5 protein-coding genes are annotated in these 4,024 nt (G+C 56.3%); 3 read left to right on the top strand and 2 right to left on the bottom strand.

Translation table 11 applies throughout. The annotated features are described in order from the left end of the window. Nucleotides 1-92: 92 nt before the first annotated feature. Together AB7F49_RS38765 and AB7F49_RS38760 are read right to left on the bottom strand one after the other, a co-directional pair. The gene (locus AB7F49_RS38765; RefSeq protein ID WP_428533161.1) at nucleotides 93-1,046 is read right to left on the bottom strand and encodes a Bug family tripartite tricarboxylate transporter substrate binding protein; all 954 of its coding nucleotides are present in this window, start codon (nucleotides 1,044-1,046) and stop codon (nucleotides 93-95) included. Nucleotides 1,047-1,198: 152 nt separating this feature from the next. Continuing rightward, nucleotides 1,199-1,708, bottom strand: a complete 510-nt coding sequence (locus tag AB7F49_RS38760) for a MarR family winged helix-turn-helix transcriptional regulator (RefSeq protein ID WP_428533158.1) — start codon at nucleotides 1,706-1,708, stop codon at nucleotides 1,199-1,201. Between the two features lie 157 nt (nucleotides 1,709-1,865). Here AB7F49_RS38760 and AB7F49_RS38755 point away from each other — a divergent pair, with 157 nt between their 5' ends. From AB7F49_RS38755 to AB7F49_RS38745, 3 genes are all read left to right on the top strand, one after another. Then, on the top strand, nucleotides 1,866-2,294 hold the full coding sequence (locus AB7F49_RS38755) for a hypothetical protein (protein ID WP_428533155.1): 429 nt from the start codon (nucleotides 1,866-1,868) through the stop codon (nucleotides 2,292-2,294). A gap of 13 nt (nucleotides 2,295-2,307) precedes the next feature. After that, a complete protein-coding gene (locus AB7F49_RS38750; RefSeq protein ID WP_428533152.1) occupies nucleotides 2,308-3,624 on the top strand; it encodes a Rieske 2Fe-2S domain-containing protein in 1,317 nt (438 codons plus the stop codon). Between the two features lie 14 nt (nucleotides 3,625-3,638). Continuing rightward, nucleotides 3,639-4,024: ferredoxin reductase (locus AB7F49_RS38745; protein ID WP_428533149.1), on the top strand; the 386-nt coding region annotated here is incomplete at its 3' end.

The following is a 4,024-nucleotide window of genomic DNA, read 5'->3' as shown; positions in this document are numbered from 1 at the left end:
CATTCTGCCTCCGCCGCTAAAGAGCCCAGTTCGGTACGCCAATTGATAGCCGTCCTAAGAGGTAGGGCTAAGCGCTGAGCATACAAAGCTGCTCAGTCAAGCTTGATCTTGGCTAAGCTGACGACCTTTGCCCATTTCTCGACGTCGGCGCGGATAGTAGCTGCAAAGGTGCTCGACGTCGAACTCTTGGGTTCGACTCCCAATTTCTTCAGAGCCTCTTGTACTTGCGAGGTGGCGACCGCGCGCACAACCGCGTCATTGAGTTTAGCTACGATTTCGGTTGGCGTTCCTGCAGGAGCAAGAAGGCCAAACCAGACGACAACATCAAATCCAGGCAACGTTTCGCTGATCGTTGGAATATCGGGAAACAGCGAAGTGCGCGTCAGCGTGCTGACGCCGAGCGGCTTCAGTGCGCCCGCTTGCATGTGCCCGAGCGCCTCCAATGGAGTGATGAAATAGATTGAGACGTGGCCGGCAAGCGTATCCGTGGTCGCCGGTGCGCCCCCGCGATACGGAACATGGCGCATCTCAATTCCGGCTTGGCGTTTGAACAGTTCTCCGGTCACATGCGAAGCGGAGCCAAGACCAACCGACGCATAGGTTAGAGCATCCGCATCTTTCTTACCCCGTGCGATGACATCGGCAACACTGGAAATACCGCTCGAAGGTGCCGTCACCAGGAGAAGCGGCATTTCAGCGACGACTGAGATCGGTGCGAAATCACGAACCGGATCGTAGCTTAGCTTCTTGTACAAGCTGGCGTTGAGCGCATTCGGGCCCAGATTGCCGAACACGATCGTATATCCATCTGGAGCCGATCGAGCTGCCTCGGTCGTGCCAATGATCCCTCCGGCGCCCGGCTTGTTTTCGATGACGATCGGTTTGCCGAGAATTTCGGTCAGCGGCTGTTGGATCGCTCGCGCCAAGATGTCGGTCGAGCCTCCGGCCGGATATGGAACGATCACGCGGATCGGTCGCTCCGGATAGCCTTGAGCGAAAGCAGGCGTGGCGAAAACAAAAGTGAGCAACAGCAGCAGCGCGCGCATGAACGTTCTCCCTCATCGGCGCTTCTTCGGCGCCCCAACAAATACGTATACATAATAGATGCAGGTGCGTCTTTCAATCAATATTCTGCATCAATACTCACGGTTTTCTCCGTGACAGGCTGCTGGGACTGCCCTCAGAAATCATAGGACAATCAGGTGTCTCCTGCATCCTGCGACGTAGCCGCGAAAGCCTTAAGCGCCTGATAGAAGTCGCGTCGCTGGTGGGGCGGAATGCACTCAAGCAGAGCGTCCTGAAGCTGAGCCGCGCCAGAAACGAGCGACAGCAAGACCTTTCGGCCGATCGGCGTGATGGCGACACGGTACGAGCGCAAATCCTCTGCATTCTCGGAACGAGATACCAGTCCCTCAATCGTCATCCGCCGCATCATCTCGCCCAGCGTGCTGCGATCCACCCGCAATTCCCGAGCGAGTTCAGTCAGCGTCAACGCTCCCTTCTGATGAAGCGTAAGAAGAGCACCGAATTGGCGCGGTGTGATGTCGTCCTGTTTGGTAAGTTGTTGAAAAAGCAAATTGGCCTTTGCACTGAGGACGCGGGCCAAAAACCCGATTCCATCGCTAAGCCTGAGCTTGCGCGCAATCTCCACTGGATCGTTGTTTTTGAATGTGGCGTTTATGCCAAGTTTGTCGCGACGGGAGCTCATTTCAGGTTCCATGGTTCGTGAGGAAATCAGGCGCTGAAAGCGGCGGGTTGTCGGCACCGCGCGATGTGTTGGCCTCATACCGTAAGAAAGCGGGCAGGCTTGTCTTGCCGCCCAGCATCGACTATATTACGTATACGCAATAAATACGGAGTACGACATGGCGACTGGTTGCTCGTCGACAGCTAGCGTGCGCGATGCAGTCATAGACGCAACAAGGCGTACGACCAACGAAATGTCGCTTAGGCTGTTTTTGTCAATCCCGTTCTTAGTCGAGGCCGAGACAGTCGAGAATGGGGCCGGCGGGTGGGTCCGCCGCGCTTCTTATCCGGAGTTGCCGGATTGCCGCGCCGAATCGCCAATGATCGAAACGGCGCTTGAGCAACTCGAGCGACGCCGCGTGGAGTGCATTCTTGAAATCTTGCGGTCAGGTAGGCTGCCTCCGGTACCACGCGAGCCGTTGGCCGACTGTGATCCGGAAGGCGTGCTCGTGCGTCTCGGCTTTGGCGCTCAAGTCACCGAGCTTCTCGACCTCAGCGGGTCCAAGATTTGCGACAAATTGAAGTCGCTTCAAGCCATGAATTTTTGAGAGGAGCGCTGTCATGCTATCCCATGCCGAGAATGAGAGGCTGGTTCGCGTCGGTCCCGGAACACCGATCGGTCAGTTGTTCCGCCTCTATTGGATCCCCTTCTATCTTTCGAAGGACCTGGAGCCGAACGGGCAGCCCAAACGCTTGAAGCTACTATGCGAAGATTTGGTGGTATTTCGTGCAACCGACGGCAAGGTAGGACTGATGGCCAATGCGTGTGCGCACCGCGGTGCGCCTATGATGTATGCACGGAACGAAGACTGCGGTTTACGCTGCATCTATCACGGCTGGAAATATGATGTGACGGGCACCGTTGTTGATATGCCGGCGGAGCCCATCCGCAGTCGCTTCAAGGAGAAGGTCAGGATCAAGGCGTATCCGTGCGCAGAGCGCAACGGCGTCATCTGGACCTACATGGGTCCGGAAAAAGAACCGCCTCCGTTGCCGAACATGGAATGGAATCTTGTGCCGGAGGAGAATGTCAACCTCTCGCTGCGCATTCAGGAATGCAACTGGCTGCAGGCGCTCGAGGGAGAAATCGACTCGGCCCACGCACCGATTCTGCACGGTCGTATCGATAACAAGGGATCCATCAATCAGTGGGTCGCTAAGAAAGATCTCCGTCCAACTTTCGAATGCATCCGTCAGGATTTTGGCATGAGTATTGCGGCACGGCGGCGCTTTGACGAGGCAACGCTATACTGGCGCGTTAATCAATTTGTTATGCCCTTCTATTCGCTGGTGCCGCCGCAATCAAAGTTTCCAGATCTCAGTGGCCATGCTTGGGTGCCGATGGACGACGAGAATACCATCTGTCTGATGTTCTCATATCATCCGACGCAACCGTTGCCGCAGAAGACACGTCAAATCTTCCAAGATGGACACGATGGCCGCGAGACTGGCCATGCCAGCAAGCAGGCTTTCGCGCAGAAGACCCCGTCTGCACCTTATGCGGAATTCTGGACCAAGTTCAGCCCCGAATCGAATTTTGCGTTTGACTATGCGAGCCAACAAACGACTTGGTTCTCCGGTTTGCCCGGCCTTTGGGTGCAAGATGCGGCCTGCCAAACCGGCATCTCACCAATCTACGATCGGACCACCGAAAATCTCTGCTCCAGCGACACTGGAATCGTCATGACGCGTCGCTATCTTCTCGAAGCTCTTGCAGCTTATCAGGAGCGCGGAATTCAGCCGCTTGGTGTGAAAGACCCAGATATCTTCATGGTACGCGCCGTTTCGTTGCAACTGCCCGAACACGAACGCTGGGCCGATGCAGGGCGCCGGCATATGCGAGCAGAACTCGGTAAGGATTTCGGCTACGAGCTTTGATAGGTGCATGGCGAATGACAGTTGGCGAGTTGGAAGTTCAGATCGTAGCCATCGCCGACGAGGCCTCACGCGTGCGAAGTTTCACCCTGGCACCTGTAGGCTCGCGACACCTTCCTACTTGTGGGCCGGGCTCCCATATCGACTGCCACTTGCCTGCCGGCATGGTCAGAAGCTATTCGCTGCTGAATGCTGGGGACGCCACCGCGTACTACATGATCGGCGTTGCCAAAGAGAGGAATAGTCGCGGTGGATCTCGCCATATCCACGAGAAGTGGTCTGTCGGGGACATCGTCAAGATATCTCTGCCGCGCAACAACTTCCGTCTCGCGGAGGACGCAGACTATTCCGTCTTTATCGCGGGTGGTATCGGCATCACGCCGCTCGTCTCAATGGTTGCGCG

The organism is Pseudorhodoplanes sp. (genome assembly GCF_050250235.1).
Classification (GTDB): Bacteria; Pseudomonadota; Alphaproteobacteria; order Rhizobiales; family Xanthobacteraceae; genus Pseudorhodoplanes.
Note: the sequence above shows the minus strand (reverse complement) of the source record. Positions and strands in the feature narration are given on the sequence as shown.

Coding starts and splice junctions, on each gene's coding strand:
- AB7F49_RS38765 (WP_428533161.1), bottom strand. CDS start 1,046: ATGCGCGCGCTGCTGCTGTTGCTCACTTTTGTTTTCGCCACGCCTGCT.
- AB7F49_RS38760 (WP_428533158.1), bottom strand. CDS start 1,708: ATGAGCTCCCGTCGCGACAAACTTGGCATAAACGCCACATTCAAAAAC.
- AB7F49_RS38755 (WP_428533155.1), top strand. CDS start 1,866: ATGGCGACTGGTTGCTCGTCGACAGCTAGCGTGCGCGATGCAGTCATA.
- AB7F49_RS38750 (WP_428533152.1), top strand. CDS start 2,308: ATGCTATCCCATGCCGAGAATGAGAGGCTGGTTCGCGTCGGTCCCGGA.